This window comes from Litoreibacter sp. (assembly GCF_058136045.1).
The window spans coordinates 443,177-468,177 of record NZ_JBYVDD010000003.1; the positions used below are offsets into that span (position 1 = coordinate 443,177).

Sequence of the window (25,001 nt, forward strand, 5' to 3'; positions counted from 1 at the left end):
ATTATACCGTGCCCAAGCTTTCCGAAGACCATGAAGAGATCGCCAAGAAACCTTTGCGCAAGCCGAGCCTTTTCGCGCGGATGCGGGGGAATTTTCTGGCGGGTCTCATTGTTATTGCCCCCATTTTCCTGACGGCTTGGCTGATTTGGGGCTTTGTCGGCTGGATTGATGGCTGGGTGCTGCCTCTTGTGCCCTACAATTACCGCCCCGAGCAATATATCGGCATCAATCTGCGTGGCGTCGGCGTGCTGCTATTCTTGCTGGTCACCATGGTTATTGGCTGGATGGGCAAGGGCATTCTGGGCCGCTCGTTCCTGCGGTTGGGCGAAGGTATCGTGGACCGGATGCCTGTGGTGCGCTCAATCTATAACGGGCTAAAGCAAATCGCCGAGACGGTGTTTTCGCAGCGCGAAACCTCGTTTGAGAAAGCCTGTTTGGTGGAATATCCGCGCCGGGGCATCTGGGCGATTGCCTTCATCTCAATCCCCGCCAAGGACGAGATTGATCGCGACATCAACGTCGAAGGCGAGATCATGTCGGTGTTTTTGCCGACCACGCCGAACCCGACCTCTGGGTTCTTGCTGTTCGTGCCGCGCGTGGATGTGATTGAGCTGGATATGAGCGTCGAAGATGCGGCCAAGCTGGTGATCTCCGCCGGGCTGGTCTATCCGAACAAAGATAATCCGGCTGAACCCGTGGCGGTTGCGGCTCAATAATTAAATAGTAAACGGTGACACCTGAGATGCCGCCGTTGGATTTTGAGTATTTTTGGCAAAAAGAAACCTAGGGCGCCGTTATTGCGACCACCACACGTCTGGCTGAAACCCGATCCAGTCGCCATAGGCGGGCAAGCTGGGCGAGTATTTCAAGTTGGCATCATGCGCCAGCATCGAGAATTCGGAATACCACAAAGGCACTACATAGCGTCCAGCAGTCAGGATGCGGTCCAGCGCTTTGACGGCGGCGCGATAGTCGTCTTGGCTCTGCGATGTCAGCATGGTTTGGATCATCGCCTCTGCGGCAGGACTGGCCATACCCATCAGGTTGCGCGAGCCGGGGTTTGCCACTCCGTCGCTGCCCCAATAGGCCAGTTGTTCGTTGCCGGGGCTAAGGGATAATCCGCGTATAAAATGCGTCATATCAAAGTCATAACTGTCCAGCCGCTCGCGGTATTGCGCGCTGTCGACCACGGTAACTGTTGGAAAAATGCCGAGCCGTTCCAGATGTTCTTTGTAGATGCTGGCGATGGATTGATGCTCCGAGCTGCCTTGCTTGAGCAAGATTTCAAACACAAACGGCTTGCCCTCTGGTCCGGTCAGTACGCCATCTTTGACCATCCATCCAGCGTCTTCCAGTAGGCGCGTGGCCTCTTTGATGCCAGTGCGATTGCGCTCCGAGCCATTGCCTTTGGGCAGCTCGTAGCCCTTCAACGTGCCGGGCAGCAGGGTTTCTTTATACGGCTCTAGCAGGGTCGCGACTTTACCCGTTGCCGCACCGGGGGTCATGCCCAACACCGAGTTGGAAAAGTAAGAAGAGATGCGCGGCAGGCCCTCGCCGTTTTGATCTCCGTTCAACTTGCCGTTGATGAATTCGTAGTTGAACGCCTGCAACATCGCCTCGCGGACACGCCAGTCTTTGAAAACACCGCGACGGGTGTTCATCACGAAACCGGTCATGCCGGTGGGGCGTTGGTGCGCGATCTCGGACTGGATCACTTCGCCAGACGTCACCCTTGGGAAGTCGTATTGCTGCGCCCATTTGGCGGCATTGCCTTCGCGCAGGGTGTTCAACTCTCCGGCTTTAAAGGCCTCAAACATCGCCGTTGCGTCGCCGAAAAACTCCATGCGCAACTCGTCAATGTTATGGGTGCCACGCCGAAAAGGAATGTCGCGCCCCCAATAGTCCGGGTTGCGTTTGAGCGATACAAAACGGCCCGCCTCAAAGTCATCAATCACATAGGGTGCGGATGAAATCGGGATCGTGTCCAGCCCGCTGCTGGTGAAATCGACACCATCCCATTGCGCCTTTTTCAAGATCGGGCGCATCCCCATGATCAGCGCCAATTCGCGGTCCGGCTCGTTAAAGGTGAAGCGGACATTGCCCTCGGAAGTGATCTCGGATTTGGCAATTTTCGCCCATGTCCCAGCATAGCGCGGATGACCTTGCGTGCCCATGGTCTCGTAGGACCAGATCACATCCTCGGCGGTCACTGGTGTGCCGTCAGAGAATCGGGCCTCGGGGCGCAGGGCAAATTCCACCCACAGATTCGTCGAATCGGTCTCAACAGTCTCGGCCAACACGCCATAAAGGGTGAAAGGCTCATCCCATGAGCGGCCCATAAGGCTCTCATATGTCAGGAATCGTAGCTGCCAAGGCACACGTCCTTTGCGCACATGTGGGTTCAGCGAATCGAAGCCACCGACCTCTCCGGTGACAATCTTGCCACCCGTGGGCGCATTAGGGTTAACGTATGGGAGGGACACAAAGTCTGGTGGTAAAGCAGGCTCACCATACATAGCTATGCCATGTTGAGGATCAGCAAAGGCTGTCGTCCCGGCAAGGATCGCCGCGACGGTTAACCCATTGCGCAGGGTTTGGAAAAAGTTTGACTTCATTTTGGCAACAATCCTTCGTGAGCCTGCATTGGTTGTCTGTCATGATACTCAGGGTTTTCAACCTTTTCAAACTTTTAGCTTGGCGTGTGAAGGTGCGGCGACTATAAAGGGGTCACTGCTCGATAGGTTTCTTGCCTGTATGAAACCTGCCTCAATAACTTAACGCCAGCTTCGTGCTGGCGTTTTTTTTTGGCCAAGCGAGGGAAATATTCACCAAACTGTGCGCCCTGCTTTGCGCCTTTCGGGTGCACTTTGCAGGTGCAGCATGTAGTGTCCGTGCAAAGTTGTTCAAAAGGAGTCTGGCCAATGTCACACGCAACACCCCTTCTAGGAAAAACCGCAGTTATCACCGGGTCCAATTCGGGCATCGGTCTAGGTATTGCCCGCGAGTTGGCCAAGTCTGGCGCCGACGTGGTTTTGAACTCCTACACCGACCGCGACGAGGACCACGCCCTTGCCGCCAAGATTGGCAAAGAGACCGGCACCAACGCGCGCTACATTGCCGCCGACCTATCCAATGGCGACGCAGCCCGCGCATTGATCAAGCAAGCTGGAAAATGCGACATCTTGATTAACAACGCAGGCATCCAGCATGTGGCCCCGATTGACGAGTTTCCGGTCGAGAAATGGGACGCGATCATGGCGATCATGTTGAACTCTGTCTTTCACACCACCGCCATGGCCTTGCCGATGATGCGCGCTGCGGGCTGGGGCCGGATCATCAATATCTCGTCGGCGCATGGGCTAACCGCCTCGCCGTATAAATCTGCCTATGTCGCTGCCAAGCACGGTGTTGTTGGCATGACCAAAGTTGTGGCACTGGAAACTGCGCGCGAGCCGATCACGGCCAATGCCATTTGTCCTGGCTATGTGATGACCCCGCTGGTCGAGAGCCAAATCCCCGACACCATGGCCAAATACGGCATGGACCGCGAGACGGTGATCGAAGAGGTCATGCTGCTGCGCCAACCATCGCGCGAATTTGCCACCACCGAGCAATTGGGCGGTGTGGCGACGTTCCTGTGCTCGGACGCGGCGACGCAGATCACTGGCACGACAATATCTGTTGATGGTGGCTGGACGGCGCTTTAAACGCCACTTGATCCTAGCCCCAATCCCCTAAGTGAAGTGCAAAATAACATGGTAAAACAGATCAATCTGGCCTTGCAGGGCGGTGGTGCCCATGGGGCATTTACTTGGGGGGTCTTAGATCGCCTGTTGGAAGATGAACGCTTGGAGATCGGTGCGATAACTGGCACCTCAGCGGGCGCGTTAAATGGCGCCGCGCTGAAGTCGGGCCTGCTGGAGAATGGCCGCGACGGGGCAAAGGAAAAGCTCGACTGGCTTTGGGGTGAAATAGGCGCGACCGATCAATCCCACCTGAGCAGTTGGATGAGCGGGATGAGCGCCGGGGCTGTCAGTCAAGCTCTTGAATCTTCGCCATTTTATCAAACTATTGACATGATCAGCCGTCTGGCCAGCCCCTACACTATGGGGCCGCTTTATTCGCATCCTCTGCGCTCGATCGTGGAGCAGTTCAATTTTGACGAGGTTTGCGCGCCAGAAGGTCCCGAGCTGTTTGTATGCGCCACCAATGTGCGGTCTGGCAAAATCCGCATCTTTGCCCATCACGACATTAGCACCGATGCGATCCTTGCCTCTGGCTGCCTGCCAACGATCTTTCAGGCAGTGGAAATTTTCGACCCAAAAACCGATCGGGTTGAGGCCTATTGGGACGGTGGTTACATGGGCAACCCTGCCCTGTTCCCGCTGTTCGTGCCAGAGTTGTCGCAAGACGTGGTGATCGTGAATATCAACCCGCTCTACCGCGAAGACTTGCCGCGCACGGCCTCGGAAATTCAAAACCGGATCAACGAGATCAGCTTTAACGGCTCGCTGTTTCGTGAGCTGCGCGCGGTCCAGTTTGTACGCGAATTGATCACCAGCGGTCAGGTCAAACCCGGCTCGATGAAGGATGTGTTGGTGCATATGATTGCTGATGATGCGTTGATGACGCAGCTTACTGTCGCCACAAAATCCGTGCCAATGCCCTATGTTTTGTCCGAGTTGAAAGCCGCGGGGCGCACCGCGGCGCATGGTTTTCTGGATGCTCATTTCGATGATTTGGGCGTGCGATCCTCAGTCGATTTGCGTTCCATGTTTGAGTAGTCGTAAAAGCGTCATATGGGGGCGCTATGCCCGCCGGATGATGCTTTTGGGGGGCGGTACATGAACATTTTGGTGCTCTGCACAGGCAATTCGGCCCGCTCTATAATGCTTGAGGCAATATTGGACGACTTGGGCTACAACAGCTTTTCGGCGGGCTCTAGGCCTGCCGGTCTGGTGCACCCGGTGGCACTGGAAACCCTAAGCCACCATGGCATTGCGCCAATGGCTCCGCGCTCCAAAAGCTGGGACGAATTTGCGGAGGCACCCGCCATGGATTTGGTTGTCACCGTCTGTGGCAACGCGGCCTCCGAGGTCTGCCCTATTTGGCCTGCAAGGAACGGTGTGGCCCCGATCCGCACTCATTGGGGTGTTGACGATCCCGCCGCTGCCGCGCCAGATAAACAGCCACAAGCGTTCGAGGATGCCTTCCAAATTTTGCGCCGCCGCGCCGAGGCTTTCCATGTATTAGCTGACACACAAGATACCACTGCGCTGGCCCAAATAGGAGAGTTGTCATGAGTGCGCGCAAACTGGTGGCCGAGGCGCTCGGCACCGCGCTATTGCTGATCTCCGTGGTAGGCTCCGGCATCATGGGCGACAGCCTCTCGGGCGGGAATACTGCCATCGCGCTGCTGGCCAACGCCATTGCCACGGGCTGCATGCTTTATGCCATCATCACGGTGCTTGGCCCGATCTCGGGCGCGCATTTCAACCCCGCGGTGAGCCTTGCCTTTGTGCTGCGCGGCGAATTGGCCGTGCCGCTCGCCTTGGCCTATGTCGCGTGCCAAATTGCGGGTGGAGTGCTGGGCGTTTGGCTCACTCACATCATGTTTGGCCTTGATATCATACAGTTTTCTACCACGTCGCGCACGGGAGTTGCGCAATGGGTGGCGGAAGCTACCGCCATGTTCGGGCTGTTATTTGTGATCCTCGGCGGGTTAAAATCACGCCCCGAGGCGGTGCCAATGCTGGTCGCGATCTATATTACGGGCGCCTATTGGTTCACTGCGTCCACGAGTTTCGCCAACCCCGCGGTGAGCATCGCGCGCAGTTTTACCGATACATTTTCAGGCATTCTACCCGCCCATGCACCCGGCTTTGTCGCGGTGCAATTGGTCGCCACATTGCTGGCGGTTCCGGTGCTGCGTTGGCTGTTCAAATTCGAAAAATAGGCCGCTAAGCCATCGAGGTGACCCATAAGATCAGCGCATCCTCGGCGCTGGTCGAGACCACATTATGGCCCATGGAGGCATCATAATAGGCGCTGTCACCGCGCTTCATCTCTACGGGTTCGTAGAACTCGGTGTACAGTCGCAACATGCCGGTCAGCACATATAAAAATTCCTCGCCATCATGGCGAATCCAGCCGTCAAAGTCGTCAAAACTGCGGGCGCGAACACGGGCGCGATAGGGTAACATCGCCTTCTTGGTCAGGCCGGAATTTAACAGCTCGTGTTCGTAAGTTGGCGTCACATGATGCGCCCCTTCATCCGAGCGGGTGATGTCCATCCGCCCGTTGACCTGCGCTTTTTGAGGCGGCGTAAACAATTGTGGCATGTCGATACCCAAGCCATCGGCCAGCTTTTTCATCAGCTCGAATGTTGGCGACATTTGCTCGTTCTCGATCTTGGAGAGGGTCGAGCGCGCCAGGCCTGCCTCTTTTGCCGCCTGCTCCATCGTCCAGTCGCGCGCTTTGCGCAATTCGCGAACGCGCTCTCCAAGGTTTAGCGGCTCGACAGAGCCGGTTTCGCCACTGGCACGCGCAAGTCGGATAAGGCTGGGTTCATCATGTGATGTCATGGCCTCTCATAGCGCCCCCTTGCGGCTTGTTGCAATGGGGGCTAGCTCTTGGCCATGCAATCTGTGTTTACCCAAGACCCCGCCGCAGCCTCTTTTGCGCCCTGCCCCAAGCCGTTCAATATGGCGCAATATGTCTTGTCCAAAGCACAAAACATGGGCGACAAACCGGCATTGGAACTGGTCGGCGGCGCCCCTCATGCCATCAGCTACACACAGCTACAAGCGCGGGTCACGGCGGTCGCTGGTGGCCTACGTGCTCGCGGCCTGAAAGACGGCGAGCGTGTGCTGTTCCGGCTGGGGAATACGCCGGAGTTTCCTGTGGCCTATCTGGCCTGTATCTGGGCCGGATTGGTGCCAGTTCCGGCCTCCTCACAGCTTACCAAACCCGAGATTAACCATATCGCAGGACAGACCAAACCCGCGCTGATATTGCACCAAAACGGTATCTCCTTGCCGGATCATGATTGTCCAGTTTTGAAAATCCTGCCCGAGGCCGCGCCGATCCCGCCCGTGATGGGGGATCCAGACCGCTTGGCCTATATTATTTTCACCTCCGGGACCTCGGGGCAGCCCAGCGGTGTGCGCCACGCGCATCGTGCCATTTGGGCGCGGCGGATGATGTGGGACGGCTGGTACGGGTTGCGCGAAACGGACCGGGTTATGCATGCGGGTGCGTTCAACTGGACCTATACGCTTGGGACGGGGTTGATGGACCCGTGGAGCATCGGAGCCACGGCGCTGATCCCCGTAGATGGGGTGAAATCTGACGCGCTGACGGGGCTGATCTCTAAGCACAAAGCCAGTATATTTGCTGCTGCGCCGGGGGTTTACCGTCAAATGCTAAAGTCGAATATAGCTGAAACGCCTGACCTGCGACATGGGTTGTCAGCGGGGGAAAGCCTGCCCGAGGCCTTGCGGAGCGAGTGGCGCAGCAGAACCAAAACCGATCTGCACGAGGCGCTTGGCATGTCGGAATGCTCCACCTTTGTTTCGGGCAGCCCGAGTGCTCCGGCGCGCGCAGGCACCTCTGGAAGGCCACAGAATGGGCGCCATATTGCGGTGATGAAAGACGGCAAACCAGTGCCCTTTGACACGCCCGGCTTGCTGGCTATCCATCGTGACGACCCCGGTTTGATGTTAGGCTATCTGGGCGCGGATTTGCCCGCAGGAGACTGGTTTATTACCGCCGACACCATCACCATGAGCGCGCAGGGTGACATCACCTATATGGGCCGTAATGATGATATGATGAACGCTGGTGGTTACCGCGTCTCGCCGCTGGAGGTCGAGGCCGCCTTTGCCCCCTTCCCGCAGATGACTGCGAGTGCTGCAACCACCGTGCAAATCAAGGCGAACACAGAGGTTATTGCCCTGTTTTACAGCGCCCCCGCCCCCCTGCCTGAGGAGGCATTGCGCGCCCATGCACAGGCCCTGCTCGCGCGCTATAAGCAGCCGCGCCTTTACATCCACCGCGACCCGTTGCCTAAAGGGGGAAATGGCAAGCTGAACCGACGCTTGCTGCGCGAAACATTTGAGGCCCCCCATGGTTAAGCTTGATATTATTTCCGACGTAATTTGCCCGTGGTGCTACATCGGCAAGGCCCATCTGGACCGCGCATTGGAAGCCCATCCAGATCACCCGTTTACGATTGAGTGGCACCCGTTCCAGCTCAACCCGACGATGGCCGAGGGCGGCATGGATCGGCACGAATACCTAGAGCATAAGTTTGGCGGAAAAGACGGCGCGCTGCGCGTTTATGGCCAGATAGCCGAGGCCGCCGAAGCTGCGGGGCTCGATGTTGATTTTGGCGCAATTCAGCGCACGCCCAACACCGTCAATGCCCATCGGCTGATCCATTGGGCCGGGCTTGAGGGGCGCCAAACGGCGGTGGTTTCCAAGCTGTTCAAAGCCTACTTTAAAGAGGGCCGCGACATTGGTGACACAGATGTGTTGCTCGAGATTGCCCAAGCAGCCGAGATGGGCGGCGATATGATCGCGCGCCTGTTGGCGTCCGATTCGGACGCGCAAGACATCCGCGACCGCGACGCCAATGCGCGCGCCAAAGGTGTCACTGGCGTGCCAACCTTCATCGTCGCAGGCCAACATGTGCTGCCCGGCGCGCAGCAACCCGACCTCTGGGCGCGCGTGATCGAAGACATTGCCGCGCAGCAGCAAGACAGCTCCAGCACATGATCACAGCACACCTGCCCGCAGGCTATATCGTTGGCCGTACTGCAAAACGCTATGGTGTTGACCGATGGTTAATGGCTGCGGCTCTGCTTGGCTCTGTACTGCCCGATTTTGACCTGATCTGGTTCTACTTCATCGACGGTCGCGCCATTCATCACCACCATTACTGGGTCCACATTCCCGGCTTTTGGCTTATTGTGGCCACGGTCACGCTTCTTGCGCTACGCAGATGGCGGCCAGAGTTCAGCCCTGCGGCGCGGGCATTCTTTGCGGCCATCTTCGTGCACCTGCTGCTAGACACAATCGCGGGATCAATCGCCTGGGGTTGGCCCTTCACCGATAGGCTTTTCGAGCTGTTTACCGTGCCTGCCACCCAAAACTACTGGGTTATGTCCTTCATATTGCATTGGACATTTCTGTTTGAAATCGCTGTCTGGTCACTGGCCATCTATCTGTACAAAAAAGAAAAAACATGAACATCACCCCATCACGGCGGCTTTCTCAACCCGAATTTATCGCCTTAATCGCCATGAACTTCGCCCTCGTGGCCTTTAGCATCGACTCGATGCTTCCCGCCCTGCCCGAGATCGCGCAGGCCCTAACACCCGATGCCCCTAATCGCGCGCAATTGGTCCTGACCAGTTTTGTGCTGGGCATGGGGTTAGGCACCTTGGTGACAGGCCCGCTGTCAGATAGTTTCGGGCGCAAGCCAATCATTTTGGTCGGCGTTGCGCTTTATATGGTCGGCGCCACCCTCGCGGCACAGGCGCAAACCCTTGAGAGCATGCTCGCCGCGCGCATCATTCAGGGTCTTGGAGTTGCGGGGCCACGGATTGTGGCGCTTGCCATTGTGCGTGACCTCTATGAGGGCCGCCCAATGGCCGCGATCATGTCCTATGCGATGATGATCTTTACACTGGTTCCCGCCGTTGCACCGTTGCTGGGCAGCTTTATCATTGCGGGTTTTGGCTGGCGCGCAGTGTTTGTCAGCTTTGTCATCTTCGCGACGATCGTGACCTCATGGATGATGCTTCGCCAGCCGGAAACCCTGCCACCAGAGGCCCGCAGACCGTTCCAAGCCTCCGCCATCATCGCGGCTATTAAGGAATGCTTTACCTATAAGGTCTTCGTGCTATCGACCTTTGTGCAAGTGCTGGCGTACGGCATGTTGTTCGCCTGCCTCAGCTCTACCCAGCAAATTTTCGAGACCAGTTTCAACCGCGCCGAGAGCTTCCCTTTGTGGTTTGCACTCATCGCAGTCGTGGCAGGGAGTGCTTCTATCTTCAACGCCCGCATGGTTGTGCGACTGGGGATGCAGCGCATTGTGGCGGCGGGAATGGGGATGCAAATTGCCTTCTCCGTGGCGGTGTTGGTGGCGGCGATGCTCGGGCCAGTTCCGTTTTGGCTCTATATCTTATGGACGATATCGCTGTTCTTCATGGCCGGTTTGGTGATCGGCAATCTGAACGCGCTCGCGATGGAGCCTGTGGGCCATATCGCGGGTCTTGCCGCATCCGTTATCGGGGCCGTTGCCACGGTTGTGGGCGCCGCCATCGCCATGCCCATTGGACTGGCGTTTGACGGCACGCCACTGCCACTGGCCATCGCAACATCGGTGCTGGCCACGATAGGCTTTGTGGTGGTCCGGCGCGGCTTGCGTTAAACTTTCTTAACACGAGGTTTGCGTGCGGGCTTTGCCGCAGGCGGCGACTGCAACGCTTCCGGATTTCGCAGCCATACATCGCGCTGAGCGAAGGGTATTTCCAGCCCCTCTTCGGCAAAGCGTTGCGCGATTGCATGGTTAATATTCGAGACTACAGAAAGTGAATAATTCACGTCGCGAAGCACGGCCCGGATCTCGAAATCCATCGAATCCGCGCCAAAACCACGGAACAAAACCGAAGGTGGCGGGTTCATAATCACCAATGGCTCGGCCTCGGCAATTTCGCGCAAAATCCCCTCGACCTTTTTGGTGTCGGAGCCATAGGCCACCCCCACCGGAACAATAACGCGGCCCGTCAGATTGCCCTTGGTCCAGTTGGTCACCGAGGTCGAGATCAGGTCGGCATTGGGCACGATCACATCACGGCGATCAAAGGTCTCAACGCGCGTGGCCCGCACCGAGATATCACGCACCACGCCCATGGTGCCGCCGACCTCGATCCAGTCGCCCTCTGATATGGGGCGCTCGACCAGCAAAATGATGCCGGAGACAAAGTTTGACACGATCGTTTGCAGGCCAAAACCAATGCCCACTGACAAGGCCCCAGCCACAATCGCCAGTGACGACAAATCAATGCCCGCACTGGTGATGGCAATGACAGCGGCTAGAAATATTCCGATATATCCGGTGCCTGCGACCATCGCATTGCGCCCGCCGGTATCAAGTTTAGTGCGCGGCAAGACCTGCGTTTTTAGGGTGCCTTGAAGCAGGCGGGTCAGCCCGTATCCAAGTGCAAAAACCACGGCAAACTTCATGAAATCTACCGGCGATATGCGCGTCTCGCCCAGTGGAACGCCCGCGGCAATGACTGTCCAAGCTTCGCTTAAATCGGTCACCCGCGCGCCCCAAATCAGCGCCAAAATCGGGAGGGACAGGACTGCAAGGGCGAAGCCAAGTAGTACCGGTATAAGCCCTTCTGAGCCGGCCTCCTCGCCCCTTAATGTGCCGTAAATATCGCGCACAAGCCTTTGTAGCGTGGCAACGAACGCAATCAACGCCAAGGTTAAAAAACTGGAAAAAACCAACATGTTACCGGCAAATGTATAGCCGATTGCTGCCAAAATCGGCCCGACAACTGCCACGATGCGCAATGCGCGGCCAAGGTAGCGTAATATCAGGCCCGACGGGGCATCCGAGCCAGGATCTTCCCCGTTACCGTCATGTTTGGAGCTTGCCGCGCATTGCACCATGATTTGCCCAATGCGAAACAAAACAAGCCCCGCCAGCGCGATCAATGGCAACCCGATCACCGAGGCCGCCGTTTCAGAAATGAACTTCCCGCTCAACGCCCCGTTGACCACCAGATTGCCCGCCATCAACAGGCCTGACAGATTGGACAATAGGCGTATCTGGATGCTTTGGCGTTCGGTCAATGTAAGGATCGGATGTGGCGGATATGCGGGGGGGGCCACTTGACGGCCAAGCCAACGCGCCACGTAAATTCCAAGAGCCGACGCGCCAAGTAACGCCAATAACTCGGTCCCCGATGGGCCCAGTAGCTCGCTTTGCTCTGCGGCGATGATCAGGGACATCACCCCGACCAAAGGCAGCAATAATGAGGCCAGAGAGATGAGAAACACCACGACCCGCACCCGCGCACGGCTTGCATGGCGGCTGCTGCGCAATAAGGATACGCCATGCTCGACCCACGCCCCGCCACGCGTCACCAAAGCCGCGCCAATGATCAGTAAAATCACAATAAGCGGCAGGTTGTCACGCAGGGTTTCAGCCCTGAATGGCGAGTGGTAATTCGTTTTCACCTCATTGGAGATCTTGCCAAAAAACTCTACCACCGAGAATGCAGCTTCTGGCCAAAGGCTTGGGTTGAGCGGCGTCGGATTCAACTCTAAAATCTGGTTGGTCTGGCGGTCGCGCACAATGCTGTCGAGCTGGGTGACAAGCCCTTCCGAGCGCGCATATGCCTCCTCGGCACGCCGAACCGGAGAGGTCATCTGTTCCAGAATCTGTCCCAATTCCTCGCGCCGTTGTGCAATCTCAGAGGCCTCTGCTTCACCGTCCTCTGGGATCGGTCCCAAGGCTTCGATCTGGCTTTCCAGCGTGGTGATTTGATCTTGGTTAACCTCTTGGCGTTCCAAAAACAGGTCGCGCCACGATACCAATTGTTCCCGAAGTGCGCCAAGCCCCTCGGTCGAGGCACGGTTGGCATCTAAGACCCCGGCACCGCGCACTGCGTCGCGCTCCCAAGCCGTATAATCAGGCGCGCCATCTTGCGTGACCACCGATTGCGCCCAACCCATTCCATGCGGAACGGCCCCGGCTAACACAAGGAAGAAAGCCGTTAGAAGTATTCGTAACACACTGAAATATTTCATTTATTCGTAAACACTTGGCATAAGTTGCGGGTCGTCATCCAGCCATTTGGGGTATGGCAGGCCTTTTTCTTTCAAGAATTCCGGGTTCCACAGTTTGGACTGATAGCGCGAGCCATAATCGCATAGGACCGTCACAATCGTGTGCCCCGGCCCCATGTCTTTGGCCAAGCGAATGGCGCCTGCGATGTTCACCCCGGTCGAGGCGCCCATGCAAAGCCCCTCATCGGCGAGCAGGTCAAACACAACCGGCAGCGCCTCCTCATCGGGGATTTGGTAGGAATAATCTGGCGTCAACCCTTCAAGGTTTTTGGTGATCCGGACTTGCCCGATCCCCTCGGCGATCGAGCCACCATCCATTGTCAACTCGCCCTTGGTGTACCAATCAAACAGCGCGGCCCCCATCGGGTCGGCCAGCCCTATTTTCACGCCTTTCGGTTGCAACGCCATGGCAATGCCAGCCAAAGTGCCGCCAGAGCCAACGGCGCAGATAAAGCCATCAACCTTGCCGTCAGTTTGCGCCCAAATCTCGGGACCTGTGGTCTCTATATGGGCTTGTCGGTTGGCCACATTGTCAAATTGATTGGCCCAGATTGCACCGTTCGGCTCGCTCTCGTTCAACCTTGCTGCCAGCCGCTCGGAATAGCGCACAAAGTTGTTGGGGTTGCGGTATGGCGCGGCGGGAACCTGCACCAATTCCGCGCCCGCCAAGAGCAACATATCTTTCTTTTCCTGACTTTGGGTCTCGGGGATTACGATCACTGTTTTGAACCCCATTGACGCGCCCACAAGCGCCAAACCGATTCCGGTGTTGCCTGCGGTGCCTTCCACAATCGTGCCACCGGGTTTCAACGCGCCAGAGGCCATCGCCGCGCGGATAATATACAGCGCAGGGCGATCTTTGACGGATTGGCCGGGGTTCATGAACTCGGCCTTGCCAAGGATTTCGCACCCCGTCGCCTCGGAGGCGGCATTCAGTCGGATCAAGGGCGTGTTGCCCACCAATTCGGCCAGATTTTGTCGGATGGTCATCTGCGGCAACTCCTATACAACGCTTAGGCATTGATAGGCATGGCGCAGCATGAACTCAAGCGGCTGTTGCGCCAGCGCGCAGAGCATCGCGTGTTCGATCCAGACAAAGTGCCAAAATCAGCAAGGGGCCGTTTTGCACCTCGCCACGATGGACTGCCGCCATCAACGCCTCAAATGGGACCACCATGGAGCGGATATCCTCGGCTTCACTGGCCAAACCACCCAAGCCTGCTGCGGATTGGGGCAACTCGGAAACGCCAATGTAGCAGTATAGATATTCGAGCGCGGCCCCCGGGGATGGATAGTATTCTGCCGCAGCAACCAAGTCTTTGATGTGCAGCCCGCTTTCCTCCAAAGCCTCGCGATGGGCGGCTTGCTGCGGTGTTTCGCCACCGTCAATACGGCCTGCAATGGCCTCCAGCGACCATGGGTTAGCCTCGCCACGCGCATAGGGAATCGGGCGAAACTGCTCAATCAACAGCACCGTATCGCGCACCGGATCATAGGGTAGTACCACGACGGCATCGGCCATCACAAAGATCGCGCGCTCGATCGTATTTTCACCGCCGTCGAACCTGCGGTGGCGCAGGGTCAATTCATCCACAGCAAAGAATTTCGAATAGGGCCTATGCGTGGCCTCTAGCACAACGTCTTTGCGCGAAAACCCGTGCCGCAAAGTGTTCTCAACATTGCGCGCGCGCCCATTCAACTGCGCCTGTGCGCGGCTGGAAATCGGAGCAAGCATCTGGATTATTTCCGCTACAGAATGAGTGTTAAACATCCCCATGACCTCGCGGGCAATCTCACGGGCAAGCGGGCCATGTTCTTGTTGCCACTGGGATAAATCCCACAGCGCGCCCTTCATAAGCTGCGCGCCGGTGGGCCGGTAGATCCACGCGTCTTGGCTGCCGGTTAAGGTGATTGGCTCCAGCTCATAGCCAAAAAGCCGCTCATAGAAATCGAGACGCGCCACTTGCTCATCCGTCAAGCCTTGCAGGAGCAGCCCCTCTGCATGAGCCGCCTCAACGGGGAAAACCAGCGGAAAGCTCTCTCCTTTGGCGCTAAATACACCGTACCCCGGCAAGCTGACAGGTTGCGCATCTGCCACAGTGCCCAGCACCACACCCAGCAATTTTGGGTCGCGTAAGGTGCCAAATAAAACAATGTCGGTTGGGCGGACGCGTGCGGTCATTTGGTTACTCAAACTTGCGGTGTGCCCACTCAGCCGCAACGCCCCCGATGAAGCCACCGCAAACCAAAACCACTAAAACGAACGGATTTAGCAGTAGCAAACCATACTCCAGCATCAATGCGAAGACGTCGACCAAAGCCTCCATTGGGCCATCATATTGTAGCCGCCGTGACTTCTTGATCATTAAGGCAACGGCAAAAATGAAAGTCACAGAAACTGTAGACAGAACAATGCCATAGAAGCCGGAGTTCATGGCTGCCCCGTAGTTTTTGCCAACCAGTTTCCCCATGACCCGCCAGCCAATAAGCAATGGAATGATCACGCAAATTTTGACCAACCACTTCAATGGTTGACCCTCGGGAAGATCCGCGCGGATCAATTCGGATACAAAATACCCGGTGATTGCAAAGATGATCGCGGCAACAAGTTTGGCGGCGGTGGGCATGGGCTGGCTACTCGGTTTATTCGTGTGATTGCTTTGGTGCGCAGTTTCCACCCCAAAACAGATTGGTGCAAGAGGTCGGCGTGAAGTTTGCCCGCATTAAGTGCACCGCGGACACGCCCTTCGGGCTTTGGGGCAATAGCCCATCCGCACAAAAATTATATTCTGGTCGCACAATAAGCAACATTCTGTCGCCATCAGACCTAATCATTTCGCTTTCAGACGTTGCGACATTCTGTCCATCTGGCAAAATATTGCCAGAGCTTGCCCGACGAGGGCGGGAAGTCGAGGCGTATACAAAAACACGATTTTTCTACATCGGACATGACGCCCCGCCAATTCAAGGACAGGGAAATATGAGTGTCAAACCACCATTCACCGACCTAAATATCAAGACTGCTGATGACGGGTTTTACGAGGGCAACAGCGTCCCAATCGCATTAGTTTCCAAGGGGATCATGGTCGCCTTGGTTCTTTGGGCGCTGGTCTTTCCGGGCAATGCAAACAGCACATTGGGCAGTTGGAACAGCCTAATTCTATCAGGATTTAACTCTTTCTACATCGTCATCGTCGGCATCTTCCTCTTGTTCCTTTTGATCGTGGCGGCCATACCCGCCACAGGGCGCCGCATCATGGGTAAACCCGGGCAAAAGCCGGAATTCTCCAACTTTTCATGGTTCTCGATGATGTTTGGCGCCGGTCTGGGTGTGGGCTTGATGGTGTTCGCCACCGCCGAGCCGCTTGGCTTGTGGGGGTCCAACCCCGTTGTGCTGGCCGGAGACGTCGCGGGCACCACCGAGGAGGCTTTGACCGCCACCTACCGCTACACCTTTTTGCACTATGGCTTTCACGCTTGGGCCATCTATGTGGTGACCGGGCTTAGCCTCGCCTACTACTCTTATACACGCGACATGCCTTTGACGATCCGCTCGGCGCTGTCACCACTGTTTGGCAAAGCATTGAACGGTGTGCTTGGGCATATCGTCGATATTTTGGGGGTCGTTGCCACGATCCTTGGTGTCTCGGTGACGATCGGGTTCGGGGTCAGCCAGTTTATTGACGGGGTCTATGCGATCACCGGCATGGAGTGGATGATGAACATGGAGGGCGACGCCCCCACGCCGGGCAAAGTCGGTCTTGTGGCTGGTCTGATCATGATCATGGCAATGTCGATCCTGTCCGCCGTATCTGGAGTTGGCAAAGGGGTTAAGTACCTCTCGAACCTCAATCTGGTGCTGTCGCTGATCTTGCTGATTGTGTTCGTTGTTTTTGGGTCGTTCACCTTCGCGCTGTCCACCTATGGCTCGGCCTTCATCGACTACATCTTGCACCTCGTGCAGTTGTCGTTTGGCGCTTATGGCCCGCAATCAGCCGACGCCTTTGCCGCCGCCTTGCCGGAAGCAGCCAAACCATTGGCGGGTGATCTGATGGCTGGGGCAACCAACGCTTGGGGTTCGTTTGATGGCTTTAAATCCGGCCTTGAAGGTGCCGCCGCAGCGCTGCCGGATGATGTTTTGGCCGCGGCTTATGATGCGGGCAACCAAGGTCGTCAATTTGGCTGGCAGTCCGGTTGGACCACTTTCTACTGGGCTTGGTGGATCGCGTTCTCGCCATTTGTTGGCTTGTTCCTTGCGCGTATCTCCAAAGGTCGCTCCGTGCGCGAATTCATCATCGGCTGCGTTATCGCACCGTCGCTGGTGTGCTTTGCATGGATGACCATCCTTGGTGGCACGGCGATTAACCTAGAGCTAACTGGCGGTGCAGAAGGTGCCATTCTTGGGGCCTCCAACACTGCCAAGCTGTTCGTGACACTGGGCGAGATGATCTCGGGCGGGTTCTTGTCGGCTATCACCATCATGTGCGTGGTGCTGATCATGACCTTCTTGGTGACCTCTGCGGACTCGGGTATTTTGGTGATGAACACCATCATGTCGGGTGGCGCAGAAGAAACCGGCATCAAGCACCGCATCGTTTGGGGCATCGTCCTGACTTTGGTGATCGGCACGTTGTTGTTGGCCGCTGGTGAGAACAACCCGATGGATGCGCTGAAAAATGCGATGATCATCGGGGCGTTGCCCTTCACAGCAGTCATGGGGCTGATGATGATTGCGCTGACCAAGGCGCTGTATCGTGACAGTTTGCGCGATAAGCACGCGGCGGAAAACCCACCTGCCGAATAGCTATTTCGATAGAACAAAAAGAAACGGCGCCCTCAATTGGGGCGCCGTTTCTCGTTTCTCAATATGGAGCGCTTAAGCGTTCACATCAACCACAACGCGGCCCTTGATCTGCCCTTTCAGGATGTCGCGTCCAAGTTGTGGTAAGTCCGCCAGCGTCGCGGTTTGCACCATCGCCTCTAGCTTATCCATCGGCAGGTCTTTGGCGATCCGGTCCCAGGCGCGCACGCGGTTGTCATAGGGCTGCATCACGCTGTCGATGCCCAGCAGGTTCACACCGCGCAGCAAGAACGGGATGACTGTCGCAGGCAAGCCCGCGCCACCCGCAAGCCCGACCGCCGCGACCGAGCCGCCGTATTTGATCTGGCCCAAAAGGCGTGCCAACATCTCGCCGCCGACCGCATCGACGCAGCCGCCCCACGTTTCGGCTTCCATAGGGCGTTTGATCGCCTCGTTGATCTCTTCGCGCGCTACGATTTGCGTGGCCCCAAGGGATTTGAGGTAATCCGCCGCTTCTGGCCGCCCGGTCACGGCTGCAACCTCATGCCCCAGATTGGCCAAAATCGCCGTCGCCACCGAGCCAACGCCGCCTGCGGCCCCCGTCACCAAAACAGGGCCGTCTTTGATGCCGTGATCTTCCAACGCCATCACCGCCAACATCGCCGTGAAGCCCGCCGTGCCAACCGCCATCGCTTGGCGGGTATTCAACCCGTCGGGCAACGGCACCAGCCAGTCGGCCTTCACGCGGGCCTTTTGCGCATAGCCGCCCCAATAGGCCTCGCCCACGCGCCAGCCGGTCAGCACGACCTTGTCGCCCGCCTTGTAGCGTGGATCATCCGAGGCCTCGACGGTGCCGGCGAAATCAATCCCCGGTACATGGGGGTAAGTGCGCACCAAACCGCCGCCCGGCCCAACACATAGCCCGTCTTTATAGTTCACGGTGGAGTAGTCCACCGCCACCAATACCTCGCCCTCGGGCAGGCGATCTTGCGATATGGCTTGAACCGAGGCGCTGGTTTTTCCCTCGTCATTTTTCTCTACAATCAATGCGTTAAACATGGTTTTTCCTCTAGTCTTCGTATTCATTTGTGCGCATCAACCCGCCTCCGGCATCAAAACCAGATCGGTATCATCGGGCTTATATCCTGCCGCGGTCAGCATGGCGTGAATTTGCCCGCGATGATGGGTTTGATGGTTGAAAAAATGGGTGACGCACATGGCCTTAGGCTTGCTCAACTCACGCTTCGACAGGCCGGAGTACCATGTCAGCGGGCCGCTTAGCTGCGCCTCGCTCAGCCCCTGCGCCCAACGGTTGATCCGCGCATCTGTGCTTTGGCGGTCCTCCAGAAAGCCCTGCAACTGCGCATGCAAACGCACGCTGTCGGCACCCTCGACCTCGGGCGCGGGTCCGCCGTCAAAGCGCGACATCCACAGGCGATCTCCCCAAAGCAGGTGGTTCGCAGTCGCAAAGATAGAGCCGAAAAACGCCTGCCGATCCATGGCCAAATCAGCGGGCGTGATGGCGCTCATTCCCTCCATCATACCCTTGTTTTGCCACGCATTATAGCGCGCCATGGTCTGGCAATAGTCAGGGCTTATCATTGTGGCACCGGCCCGCCCCAGTTGATCTGGCAGATCTCGGCGGAGCGCCCGTCAAAGTCCCAAACCCGACCGTAAGCCCGCACTTTGCCACGGTTCGCCGTGGCCACCGTGATGTCCTTGCCCATCCAGTATTCGGTGTTGGTGATCACCATATCGGCACCGTCTTTGCCGGCTACCGGTACGACTTCACCTTGGATTTTCTTGCCGACCATCAGACGGCGCACGTTGCCCTCGGTGGCGAATGAAATCGGAGCGCGTTCGGCCCCCAGAAATTCGCCAACCAACATGCGAAACAAACCCGTCGTGCCTTTGGCCGCCCCCGACAGGATCGCGATCAACCCGTCATAGGCCGCCTCGCTGGCTTGGTCGTCAATGTAGGCCGCCACTTTCCAGTTGCCGCGCCCCATGTTGCCCGGAATATCCATCACCATGCCAACGGCAAGCCCCGAGAGGGATTCGTCGCCGTAATGCCCCTCGTCGATGCGAATGCCCATCCAGGCCTGACAGTAGCCTTCCGTGGGCGGGTGCTTGCCCAGCGAGACCACGCAGGGGCAAAACACCGTGCAGTTACAGTTCAAAATCAGCTCGCCCTTGATGTTCCAAGGGACGGTGCCAAGCTCTTGTGTGTCGCGTGCCATGTGGTTTTCCTTAGCTTCGTTAAAGTTCGTTAAATTGCACCCGCAAGGGTCAATGCGCTTGCTGCCAGCAATGCCACCCCCAGCGGTTTGGTAATATATCGCCCCAGATCGGGCAGCTTTTCGACCACCATAATCAGCGTCGCGAGGCCCATGAAAGCGACGTTCATCACGCCGCCCACAAAGCCTAAAAGCATCAAGGCCCAGCAGCATCCCAAGCAGACCAGTCCAAGGCGGATGCCATTGCGCCACGGGCCCTCCTCGAAATGCTGCATGAAGAAAGTCATCGGCTGGCGGCACTTGGACAGGCACGCCTCTTTATGGGTTGAAAACTGGTACGCCCCCGCCACGGCCAGCAGTCCGGCCGATAAGATAACAGAGAGGCTGCCGCCGAACGCGCCAAGTAAGCCAGCTTGAAACAAGAGCATTTGCAGCCCCGCGGCCAAAAAGGAAAATCCAATCCAAACAAACATATAGCCAGCAATAAGCGTGCCAAACCCCGTGTTTTGGCTGACATTGGATAAGTCTTCATACGTCGCTAAGGCGGGCAAGATCGTCGGGGCCATCATTGCCGCAGACATTAGAACCCACATCAACACAACGCGCGCAAATCCCGCCGCGTCGGGCGTTATCGTGCACAAGCCGGTCCAAAAGTCGCGCCCGTAGAGGCCCTCCAACAGGCGCAGCTCGGACGGGATCGACAGGGCATATAGCGCGGCCCAAGACGCAAGGATTACCCCGAACAGCACGATCCAATGCGCCCCTGCCATTGCCCTGATCCGATCCGCCCACATCCGCGTTGCGCCTCCCGCTGTCGCTGTTAAGTTAGGGTGTCAGATTTTTATATGTCTGACAATTGATTAAATGCCCGCTGATGAAAATTAACTTATGAAAAAATCTGAGCCCGCCCGCGATCTTTCCAGCACGATAGCCGCCTCGATCCGCAACGCGATCATGGCGGGAGAGCTGATCGTTGATGCCCGCCTGCCCTCCGAGGCAGAGCTGGCCGAGCAGTTCAAAGTGTCCCGTCCCACCGTGCGCGAGGCGTTGAAACGTCTGGCCGCCCAAGCCCTGATCCGCACGCAGCGCGGTGCCACTGGCGGGGCTTTTGTGAACCGGCTGACCTTTGAAGACGCCTACGCGCAGCAGATCACCACCTCCACATTGCTCCTTTCAATGAACGAGGTCAGCTTCGAGACCGCTTGCGAGGCCCGCTTCACCCTCGAGCGCGCCTGCACCCCCCTGTCAGCCAAGCGCCGCAGCGCCGATCACCTTGCCACCATGCGTGCCGAAATATTTCGCCAGACCCAAGCAGGCCTCAGCGACGAAGCCTTTTGCGCCTCGGATGTGGCCTTTCACCGTGCCTTGGTGGACGGGGCGCAAAACCCGGTGATGTCCTACCAATTGGCCGGCGCGGTCGAGGCGATGCAGCCGTTGATGAACATGATCACCTTCACCGCGCGCTCGCGCGAGCGCATCGTCGCCTTGCACACACAGGTCGCCGATGCGTTGGAGGCCCAAGACGCCACGGCTGCTGATGCGGCCCTGACCGAGTTGGAAGCCTACACCATCTTGCTGGCCCAAGACGTGATGAGCGCGCGCGCCGCTCGCTAACCCGCCCAGCCCTGCCTTGTCCCGCCCCGCCCTGTCGCGCAGTTTTATCTTGCTGGACACAGGTTGCTCGCCTAGGCTCATCCCCCAGTATAGCCTTCACACATCCGGGAGCCTCCACCTATGAACCGCTTGACCAAATTGCTGGGCACTGCCGCCCTCACGCTTGCCTCCACCGCCGCATTTGCCGCCGATCCCGACCTTCTGGTTTTTGACTGGTCCGGCTACGAGGAAGACGGGTTTTTCATCAAATACGCAGCCACACACGGCGCTGGCCCCACCTATGCGTTCTTTGGCGAAGAGGAAGAAGCCTTCCAAAAACTGCGCTCCGGCTTCAAGGCTGATGTGGCACATCCGTGCTCGCAATCTATTGATAAGTGGTTCCAAGCGGGCCTGCTGGAGCCTTGGGACCTGTCAAAAGTCCCAAGCTATGACACTTTGGCCGATATCTACAAAAACGATCCGACATTTGTGCGCGATGGGGACGTATACTTCATCCCCGCCGATCTGGGCATGACGGGCATCGCCTATAATAGCGATAAAATCACCGCCGATCAGATCGCCACGCTAGAGATTTTCGTCGATCCAGCCATGGCAGGTCGCATCTCCCTGCCCGACAACGTCGAAGACGCTTACGCGTTGGCCTATCTGGCCACTGGCACCGCGGATTGGACCAAAGCCACCGAGGAGGATTTCAAGAAAGCCTCGGAATGGATGCGCAAGGCCCACGCCAACACCCGCGCCTATTGGGCCGACGGCGCAGAGCTGGCGCAACTGATGGCCACCGGTGAAGTTTTGGTGGCATGGGCGTGGAACGAGACCCCGGTGCAAATGGTCGCCGACGGCTATAACATCGGCTTCCAGCGCGAGGCCAAAGAAGGCTCCTCGTCGTGGTTTTGCGGCTATGTGAACCTGAAAGACGGCCCCGGCTCCGAAGATAAAGCGCATGATTTCATCGAGTCGTTCCTCAGCCAAGAGACCGCCGATTACATCGTCAATGAATGGGGCTACGGCCACTCCAACACCGCCGCCATGGGAACATTTTCCCAAGAGGTACTGAGCGAAGTTGGCCTAAACGAGATCACCGCGCCGCAACTGGCACAACTGCCAATGGACATCACCCTGCGCGAAATGATGATCAAAGAATTCGAGCGCATCAAAGCCGGGTTCTAAAGGTTTTCAGCAGCCGTCATTGCTTGGCGGCTGCCCTTTTCTACGCCCCTGATCTAAGCAATGTCTGCTTTGCGGACTTTGTTGACATTCGCTGAAGGTGCGTCAATGGCCGGTTCGGTGAACCGTTCAACAAACGGTCGTTTTTGGTGGTATATCTGCTGTTACAAAGGTTCTGCTCGCGCAAACCTTCAATTAGGATGCCGACATAAACTCTAACACAAAAACATAGTGATGGGGCAGAGTGACGTATCGATTGGGTGATCTAGAAAGTGAGGCGATATGGCGGAATTTCGCAATAGTGAGAAGTTTTCAGCATTAATGGTTTCTCTAGGTCGGATCGAAAATGTTAATCAGACTGCATTCGAAGCAGCTCAGGCTTCAGAGCGCCAACCTCAAGATATTAACGATAGACGTCGCTTGGAATTGGAAAATAAATTACTAGCTCGTCAGTTGCGCTCAGCGTTGCTTTGCTCTGCATATTCGATGGCCGAAGCCGCTATCATAGGTCTTACTCCTGAGGGTAGTGCGCCCGCCGCAGATGTGAGAAGGAAATATGAGCTCACCAAAGATGGCCGTATTCCTCCATTGTATCGCTCTCAATACATCCTGCAACACGTTGCAGATTTATGCAAAACCACAGAATGGGACCGCGACTGGGCCAGTTTGCATCGACTACGAGGTTTGCGTAACAAGATAATTCACGAGGGCGGACTTGACCAAGAGAGTAAACTTACAGCTGCAATAGATCGTGATGACGGCTTTGGTGCTTGGATTGAGCCCTTTTTTGATGGTTCAGAAGTTACGATATCTGTACTCGTCGTCGGTGAAATGCACTTCAGACAATGGCTACAACGGCTGCAAAGAATGATCTTCGATATTGATGCTGAGTTGTCGAAATTGATCATCAAATAATGTAGTTAAAATTTGGGTTCATAACGTGGAAATTCACCAAAACGATGCCGAGCGTACCAGAACGTTACCAAAAACGCTCGTTTTTGGCTCACCCGCAAAGCACCTCGTTTAACGCTGCCACAAACCCCGTTCCAAACCTAAGCAGTTGTTGAAGGTTTTTGGCTCTTTCGTAAATAACGGACCTTAGTGCAACATGCAGTATTCAGTAACTTTGGGCTCCAAGCAGCCACCTCAGAACCTCACCCAACTCAGCATCACAGAGATTGTATATCCCCACACCCCGCCCTATATATAAACCGTCCCCTCGGGGACTATGGACATAAACGCGCTCGTAATACACGGATCGGACCCGGGGGCGGTACCCGGCGACTCCACCAACACATCGCTCATTTGGCGATCATGGGGTCGAAATAGGATCGACGGACGTCTAAAGGGGTTTGCTTTGTTTCGGTGAGTTACCACCGTTATCGGTACATACAAGCTAGTTGCAAATGACAACAAAGCTCCAATGGCGATGGCTGCGTAAGCAGTCGGATCTATTGAAAACTTAAGTCCTCTCGCTTAGCAGCGTTTGGCGGGGTTTGCAGGTACCTGGCAACAGAAACCTGCGCTAATCTCCAACCATTGCACCTTACCACTTCGTAGGTTTGCACAGTCAAACGGCTCTGTCATGTAGTGAACGCTTCCGCCACTTTTTGGCGTGCGGTAGCTTGGATTGACTAATTCACATCTACAGGCCTAACATTCACCATTAAAAATATACAAATTTAAATAAAAACTGCAATAAACATGGGATACTTTCCAATGGTGAAATTCAGCAGCACTAAACCTCCAAAAAATACCTACTCGGCCAAAAGCGTAGCCGAGTGGATCGTACTTAATGTAAACACAGTCATACTTGAGACACCATGCCAAGTCGACGGCCCATCGCCCAATCAACGAAAAATGATATTTCTATACCTAGTATATGATTTAAACTTGAGTCTGTCTGTCGTAACCGAGGCAGTAAACATCGTTTACGGAACCCCAAAAGTTCCCGATCTTAGCAAACCCCGGGGCCCCGAGATGAAACCCCAGACAGTACATATTGGGCACACGTTTGCTTGGTACGAGGAACGCTTCAAGAGAGCCCTTCTTCGCAGCGATTATCAAGAAATGGATGCCGTTGTGACCGCTTGTTTGGAAATTCTCATTGCCAGTGCAACAAGAACAAGTAAGGAATTTGAGAGAGTAAGAAGCCTCCTGATTGATTACGCCGCGAACATTTCCAAGCAATTACGTGACAAAAATCAAGAGGGTTTGCGCCGCCTAAGAAACACCAGAGGCAAGGCGCTTAGAAGTCACGTAACCCGTGCAAGAATGAGGCCGCAACGACGTCAGCAAAGGCGCGGGAGATG

23 protein-coding genes and 1 other RNA gene are annotated in these 25,001 nt (G+C 56.5%); 14 read left to right on the forward strand and 10 right to left on the reverse strand.

Annotated elements, in window-relative coordinates; translation table 11 throughout:
• Positions 1-80 precede the first annotated feature (80 nt).
• A complete protein-coding gene (locus AC3Y7R_RS03510; RefSeq protein ID WP_490040975.1) occupies positions 81-716 on the forward strand; it encodes a DUF502 domain-containing protein in 636 nt (211 codons plus the stop codon).
• 78 nt (positions 717-794) lie between these two features.
• On the opposite strand, the gene AC3Y7R_RS03515 is transcribed toward AC3Y7R_RS03510, so the two are convergent.
• On the reverse strand, positions 795-2,615 hold the full coding sequence (locus AC3Y7R_RS03515; RefSeq protein WP_490040621.1) for an extracellular solute-binding protein: 1,821 nt from the start codon (positions 2,613-2,615) through the stop codon (positions 795-797).
• Between the two features lie 306 nt (positions 2,616-2,921).
• Between AC3Y7R_RS03515 and AC3Y7R_RS03520 the strand changes: the two genes are divergently transcribed.
• Genes AC3Y7R_RS03520 through AC3Y7R_RS03535 form a run of 4 tightly spaced genes read left to right on the forward strand, consistent with a single transcriptional unit; the run spans position 2,922 to position 5,956 of the window.
• Positions 2,922-3,707 carry a 3-hydroxybutyrate dehydrogenase gene (locus AC3Y7R_RS03520; protein ID WP_490040622.1) on the forward strand — a complete coding sequence of 262 codons (786 nt, stop codon included), beginning with the start codon at positions 2,922-2,924 and terminating at the stop codon, positions 3,705-3,707.
• A gap of 48 nt (positions 3,708-3,755) precedes the next feature.
• Complete coding sequence (locus AC3Y7R_RS03525) at positions 3,756-4,784, forward strand: patatin-like phospholipase family protein (protein ID WP_490040623.1); 1,029 nt, start codon at positions 3,756-3,758, stop codon at positions 4,782-4,784.
• A 60-nt stretch (positions 4,785-4,844) separates the two neighbouring features.
• Positions 4,845-5,303 (forward strand): arsenate reductase ArsC, encoded by a 459-nt coding sequence (locus AC3Y7R_RS03530; RefSeq protein WP_490040624.1) that lies wholly within the window; start codon positions 4,845-4,847, stop codon positions 5,301-5,303.
• Positions 5,300-5,956: an aquaporin gene (locus AC3Y7R_RS03535; protein WP_490040625.1), complete on the forward strand. Its 657-nt coding sequence runs from the start codon at positions 5,300-5,302 to the stop codon at positions 5,954-5,956. The genes AC3Y7R_RS03530 and AC3Y7R_RS03535 overlap by 4 nt, the downstream gene beginning before the upstream one ends.
• Before the next feature lie 4 nt (positions 5,957-5,960).
• Here the strand turns inward: AC3Y7R_RS03535 and AC3Y7R_RS03540 are convergent, their stop codons facing one another.
• Positions 5,961-6,584, reverse strand: a complete 624-nt coding sequence (locus AC3Y7R_RS03540; RefSeq protein ID WP_490040626.1) for a helix-turn-helix domain-containing protein — start codon at positions 6,582-6,584, stop codon at positions 5,961-5,963.
• 54 nt (positions 6,585-6,638) lie between these two features.
• Here AC3Y7R_RS03540 and AC3Y7R_RS03545 point away from each other — a divergent pair, with 54 nt between their 5' ends.
• From AC3Y7R_RS03545 to AC3Y7R_RS03560, 4 genes are read left to right on the forward strand one after another with little or no spacing between them, the layout of a single operon-like run.
• Positions 6,639-8,135, forward strand: coding sequence for a class I adenylate-forming enzyme family protein (locus tag AC3Y7R_RS03545; RefSeq protein ID WP_490040627.1), 1,497 nt, complete (start codon positions 6,639-6,641; stop codon positions 8,133-8,135).
• Positions 8,128-8,778, forward strand: a complete 651-nt coding sequence (locus tag AC3Y7R_RS03550; RefSeq protein ID WP_490040628.1) for a DsbA family oxidoreductase — start codon at positions 8,128-8,130, stop codon at positions 8,776-8,778. The genes AC3Y7R_RS03545 and AC3Y7R_RS03550 overlap by 8 nt, the downstream gene beginning before the upstream one ends.
• Positions 8,775-9,251: a metal-dependent hydrolase gene (locus AC3Y7R_RS03555; RefSeq protein ID WP_490040629.1), complete on the forward strand. Its 477-nt coding sequence runs from the start codon at positions 8,775-8,777 to the stop codon at positions 9,249-9,251. The genes AC3Y7R_RS03550 and AC3Y7R_RS03555 overlap by 4 nt, the downstream gene beginning before the upstream one ends.
• Entirely contained in the window at positions 9,248-10,438 is a 1,191-nt protein-coding gene (locus AC3Y7R_RS03560; protein ID WP_490040630.1) for a multidrug effflux MFS transporter, read from the forward strand. Before AC3Y7R_RS03555 ends, AC3Y7R_RS03560 begins: the two co-directional genes overlap by 4 nt.
• On the opposite strand, the gene AC3Y7R_RS03565 is transcribed toward AC3Y7R_RS03560, so the two are convergent.
• Genes AC3Y7R_RS03565 through AC3Y7R_RS03580 form a run of 4 tightly spaced genes read right to left on the reverse strand, consistent with a single transcriptional unit; the run spans position 10,435 to position 15,497 of the window.
• Entirely contained in the window at positions 10,435-12,831 is a 2,397-nt protein-coding gene (locus AC3Y7R_RS03565; RefSeq protein ID WP_490040631.1) for a DUF3772 domain-containing protein, read from the reverse strand. The two genes, AC3Y7R_RS03560 and AC3Y7R_RS03565, sit on opposite strands and share 4 nt — an antisense overlap.
• On the reverse strand, positions 12,832-13,860 hold the full coding sequence (locus AC3Y7R_RS03570; RefSeq protein WP_490040632.1) for a cysteine synthase A: 1,029 nt from the start codon (positions 13,858-13,860) through the stop codon (positions 12,832-12,834).
• A gap of 55 nt (positions 13,861-13,915) precedes the next feature.
• Entirely contained in the window at positions 13,916-15,052 is a 1,137-nt protein-coding gene (locus AC3Y7R_RS03575) for an NUDIX domain-containing protein (protein WP_490040633.1), read from the reverse strand.
• A gap of 4 nt (positions 15,053-15,056) precedes the next feature.
• A complete protein-coding gene (locus AC3Y7R_RS03580) occupies positions 15,057-15,497 on the reverse strand; it encodes a TrgA family protein (RefSeq protein WP_490040634.1) in 441 nt (146 codons plus the stop codon).
• Positions 15,498-15,850: 353 nt separating this feature from the next.
• On the opposite strand from AC3Y7R_RS03580, the gene AC3Y7R_RS03585 reads away from it, so the two are divergent.
• Complete coding sequence (locus AC3Y7R_RS03585; RefSeq protein ID WP_490040635.1) at positions 15,851-17,674, forward strand: BCCT family transporter; 1,824 nt, start codon at positions 15,851-15,853, stop codon at positions 17,672-17,674.
• A gap of 72 nt (positions 17,675-17,746) precedes the next feature.
• On the opposite strand, the gene acuI is transcribed toward AC3Y7R_RS03585, so the two are convergent.
• From acuI to AC3Y7R_RS03605, 4 genes are read right to left on the reverse strand one after another with little or no spacing between them, the layout of a single operon-like run.
• Complete coding sequence (acuI, locus tag AC3Y7R_RS03590; protein WP_490040636.1) at positions 17,747-18,730, reverse strand: acryloyl-CoA reductase; 984 nt, start codon at positions 18,728-18,730, stop codon at positions 17,747-17,749.
• Between the two features lie 36 nt (positions 18,731-18,766).
• Positions 18,767-19,246 (reverse strand): DinB family protein, encoded by a 480-nt coding sequence (locus AC3Y7R_RS03595; RefSeq protein WP_490040637.1) that lies wholly within the window; start codon positions 19,244-19,246, stop codon positions 18,767-18,769.
• Between the two features lie 23 nt (positions 19,247-19,269).
• Entirely contained in the window at positions 19,270-19,911 is a 642-nt protein-coding gene (locus tag AC3Y7R_RS03600) for a DUF1326 domain-containing protein (protein ID WP_490040638.1), read from the reverse strand.
• Between the two features lie 29 nt (positions 19,912-19,940).
• Positions 19,941-20,678 carry a DUF2182 domain-containing protein gene (locus tag AC3Y7R_RS03605; RefSeq protein ID WP_490040639.1) on the reverse strand — a complete coding sequence of 246 codons (738 nt, stop codon included), beginning with the start codon at positions 20,676-20,678 and terminating at the stop codon, positions 19,941-19,943.
• Positions 20,679-20,796: 118 nt separating this feature from the next.
• On the opposite strand from AC3Y7R_RS03605, the gene AC3Y7R_RS03610 reads away from it, so the two are divergent.
• The 4 genes from AC3Y7R_RS03610 (at position 20,797) to ssrA (ending at position 24,216) form a co-directional block, all read left to right on the forward strand.
• Positions 20,797-21,522 (forward strand): FadR/GntR family transcriptional regulator, encoded by a 726-nt coding sequence (locus tag AC3Y7R_RS03610; protein ID WP_490040640.1) that lies wholly within the window; start codon positions 20,797-20,799, stop codon positions 21,520-21,522.
• Between the two features lie 120 nt (positions 21,523-21,642).
• Positions 21,643-22,692, forward strand: a complete 1,050-nt coding sequence (locus tag AC3Y7R_RS03615; protein WP_490040641.1) for an ABC transporter substrate-binding protein — start codon at positions 21,643-21,645, stop codon at positions 22,690-22,692.
• 279 nt (positions 22,693-22,971) lie between these two features.
• Positions 22,972-23,604, forward strand: coding sequence for a hypothetical protein (locus AC3Y7R_RS03620; protein ID WP_490040642.1), 633 nt, complete (start codon positions 22,972-22,974; stop codon positions 23,602-23,604).
• 259 nt (positions 23,605-23,863) lie between these two features.
• Positions 23,864-24,216: a transfer-messenger RNA gene (ssrA, locus tag AC3Y7R_RS03625) on the forward strand.
• Positions 24,217-25,001: the final 785 nt, after the last annotated feature.